Below are 3,314 nucleotides of genomic sequence, written 5' to 3'. Positions count from 1 at the left end.
ACTCGATTTCCTCCCTCGTGTCGCGCAGCCTGGTGCGGCCGGGGGAGGGGCCGGCGCCACCGCCGGCGGCGGGCCCGGCGCGGCCTGCGCCGGATCGGGCACCGGCGCGACCGGCTGGTCGCCGCCCGCCGAGGCGCGCTCGGCGGCCATGTGGGCGCGGGCGGCCTTGATGATGTCCCACGCCGACAGCTCGTCGGTGGACGGCGGGCTGTGCATCGCCGGGGACGTCAGCTCCGCCGCGACCGCCTGCGGCACCGCGAACCCCGTCGCCGGCGGCGCGACCTGCGCGAGCCGGCACCAGGTCAGCCCGAGGGTGTAGGTGGTGGCCAGCAGGGCCCCCAGCGCCTCGGCGTCGTCGCTGCGCAGCGCGTCCGGCAGGCGCCCGTCGCGGGGCCACAGCTCGCGCAGCGGGTTCGCCGGGTCCGACAGGACGGCCTGCAGGGTGCGGGCGCTGTCGGGGTCCAGCCACCGCTGCAGCGCCGGCAGCGCGCCCGGCGCGGCCTGCAGGTCGGCGGCCAGCACCGCGATCCCGGCGCGGCGGACCTCGTCGTGGCCGCGGCCGGGCGCCGCGGGGCGGGGGCCGGTCAGCCCGGCGACGATCTGCTGCAGGTCGTACAGGGCCAGCCGCAGGTACTCGCCGGGCGCGGTGTCGCGGACCATCGGGATGGCGTACTCGGCGGGGCAGCGGCGCCGCCACTCCTGCAGCACGGCGCCGGGCCCGTACCGGACGGTCGCCATGTCCTGGTTGACCGTCCGCAGCGACGCGGCCGTGATCGCGGCGAGCGCGTCGGCGCCGGGCCGGAAGCGGGGGTCGGCCTGCAGCCCGGCGGCGACCTCGTACATGACGCGGGCGATGTGGGCGGCGCCGCCGCCGTCGCCGGCGCCGAGCCGGTGGATGTAGTAGCCGGCCAGGGTGGCGAAGTCGGGCGGCATCATCCAGTGCAGCCGGTCCGCCGAGGTCGTCAGGAACGGGATGAACGACTCGATCAGCGGGTTCTCGGTCAGCGCGACCGGCGACCCGGCGCACCACAGCAGCGCGCCCCACGCGGCGGCGACGGTGCTGGGCGTGCCCGGCTGGAACATGGGGTCGCGCTGGGCGAACTGCTGCGGGTCGACGGCCAGCGCGGTGGTGAGGGCCTGGGAGATGCGCGCCACGACGGCGGTGTCGGGGACCGGGCCGAGGAACCCCAGCGGCGCGACCCGCCCGGCCGCCAGGTCGGGGCCGGTGGGGAACAGCTGCGGCGGGACGGGCGGGGTGCCGGCGCCGCGCGGCGCCGGCACGGCGACGCGGCGGTCCTCGAAGTCGGCGGGGGGCGGGCAGGGGTGCCAGGCGCCGTCCAGGCCGCACCGGTACCAGCGGCCCCACGCCCCGTACAGCCACCATTCGCCGGCGCCCCACAGCATCCGCGCGGCGACCTGGGCCGCGCGGTCGGCGGGCTGGGCGGTCCGCCACCACGGCGAGGCCACCAGTTCCCGCACGTTGCCTTCGACGGAGGCGAACAGGTCGCCGCTCGGGCCGCCTCCGGTTCCGCCGGGCCCCGCCCCGGCCGCCTGCCAGCTCATCCGGCGAATAGTAGTCGCCCGGGGCGGTCCGTCCGGCATCGCCGCAGTCACGGCCCGGTATCCGCCCCTCGGCGTGTAAGGACTGTTATGGCAGGATGCTCATTAGCTCGCCGCGGGGGCGGGCGGACCGCGCGGCGAGCTGGAGGTGGCGATGGACGGTGCCGCACGCACCCGGGCGGCCGGCGTCGGCCTGGTGCTGCTGTCGTCGGTGTGCTTCGGGTCGTCCGGCCCATTCGGCAAGGCGCTGATCGAGGCGGGGCTCGGCCCGCTGCAGGCGGTGTGGCTGCGGATCGCGGTCGCCGCGCTGGTGCTGGTGCCCGTCGCCGCGGCCGTGCGGGGACGGGCGGCGCCGGCCGGGCTGCGCGCCCACGCCCGGCCGCTGATCTGGTACGGGCTGACGGGCGTCGCGGGCTGCCAGGCGTGCTACTTCGTCGCGGCGTCGCGGCTGCCGGTGGGGGTGGCGATCCTGCTGGAGTTCAGCGGGCCCGTCATCGTGCTGGCGTGGCTGCGGCTGGTGCGCCGCGTCCCGGTGCACCGCACCGCCGCCGCCGGCGTCGCGACCGCCATGGCCGGGCTGGCGCTGGTCGTGCAGGTGTGGACGGGCCTGTCGCTGGACCCGGTCGGCCTCGCCGCGGGCCTGGGCGCCGCCGCCTGCCAGGCGAGCTACTTCCTGATCATCGACCGGCTCGCCGGGCGGGTCGACCCGCTGGTCATCACCACCGCCGGCAGCGTCGTCGGCGCCGCCGTGCTCACCGTCCCGGCCGCCCCGTGGGCGCTGGCGTGGGACGTGCTGCCCGCGCAGGTCCCCTTCGCCGGGCACACCGCCCCCGGCTGGGCGCTGGCCGCCTGGATCGGGATCGTCAGCACCGTCGCGGCCTACCTCGCCGGCGTCGCGGGCCTGCAGCGGCTGCCCGCGCAGGTCGGCGGCGCGATCTGCTACACCGAGGCCGTCGCCGCCGCCCTCATCGCCTGGGCCGTGCTCGGCGAGCGCCTCGCCCCGGCGCAGATGGCAGGCGGCGCGATCGTCCTGGCCGGCGCCTACATCGCCCAGCGCGCCGCCGGCCGCGCCGCCGCCGGACCGGGAGGCGGCGGCGCGGCCCCGCCGGGCGGTCAGGTGTCGCCGGCGCGGAAGCGGCGGGCGCCCAAGGTCACCGACACCGCCGGCAGCACCACCGTGACCAGCGCGCCCTCGGCCGGCGCCGCGGCCGCGTAGTCGCCCAGGAACGCCGCCCGCGCCGCGTCCACCACGTACCGGAACGGGGTGAGCCGCGACAGCACGTCCAGCCGGCGCGGCGCCAGGCCCATCGGCAGCAGGATCCCCGACAGCAGCATCAGCGGCAGCGTCACCGCCGACAGCAGCGGCGCGAACGCGTCCTCGGCGCGGGTCCGCATCGCCAGGACGTAGGACAGCGACGCGACGCCGACCGCGAGCGCCGCCACCAGCAGCAGCCCGACCGCGATGCCGCCCACCGGGGCGCGCAGCCCCAGCGCCAGCCCGGCCGCCACCAGCAGCACCCCCTGGAACGCCACGACGACCGCCATGATCTTCGCGGTGCAGACCCGGCTCGTCGAGCAGATCGCCGACCGCAAGAGCGCCGGGGAGACCCTGGAGGAGATGCGCGAGGACGTCTACGCCGCCGCCCGCCGCGCCTTCGACCTGCTCGAACACGGCCTCGGCGGCTACGCCGCCGCCCCGCCCGGACCCGCCGCCCCGAACGACGATGCGGCGGGCGGTGCGGCGGGCGGTGCGG

3 protein-coding genes and 1 pseudogene are annotated in these 3,314 nt (G+C 78.3%); 2 read left to right on the top strand and 2 right to left on the bottom strand.

The features are described from left to right. On the bottom strand, nucleotides 1-1,563 hold a 1,563-nt coding region (locus ACIWVC_RS28400; RefSeq protein WP_396454799.1), incomplete at its 3' end, for a hypothetical protein. Between the two features lie 151 nt (nucleotides 1,564-1,714). Here ACIWVC_RS28400 and ACIWVC_RS28395 point away from each other — a divergent pair. Next, complete coding sequence (locus ACIWVC_RS28395) at nucleotides 1,715-2,776, top strand: EamA family transporter (protein WP_396452326.1); 1,062 nt, start codon at nucleotides 1,715-1,717, stop codon at nucleotides 2,774-2,776. Here the strand turns inward: ACIWVC_RS28395 and ACIWVC_RS28390 are convergent. Further along, nucleotides 2,674-3,105, bottom strand: a complete 432-nt coding sequence (locus ACIWVC_RS28390; RefSeq protein WP_396452328.1) for an ABC transporter permease — start codon at nucleotides 3,103-3,105, stop codon at nucleotides 2,674-2,676. The genes ACIWVC_RS28395 and ACIWVC_RS28390 overlap by 103 nt on opposite strands. Here ACIWVC_RS28390 and ACIWVC_RS28385 point away from each other — a divergent pair. Then, nucleotides 3,104-3,314 (top strand): annotated as a pseudogene (locus ACIWVC_RS28385) (hypothetical protein); the annotation flags it as partial. The gene ACIWVC_RS28390 and the pseudogene ACIWVC_RS28385 sit on opposite strands and share 2 nt — an antisense overlap.

Origin of the sequence: Actinomadura sp., from assembly GCF_044508335.1 — a bacterium.
GTDB lineage: Bacteria > Actinomycetota > Actinomycetes > Streptosporangiales > Streptosporangiaceae > Spirillospora.
This window is presented reverse-complemented; position numbering and strand designations above follow the sequence as displayed.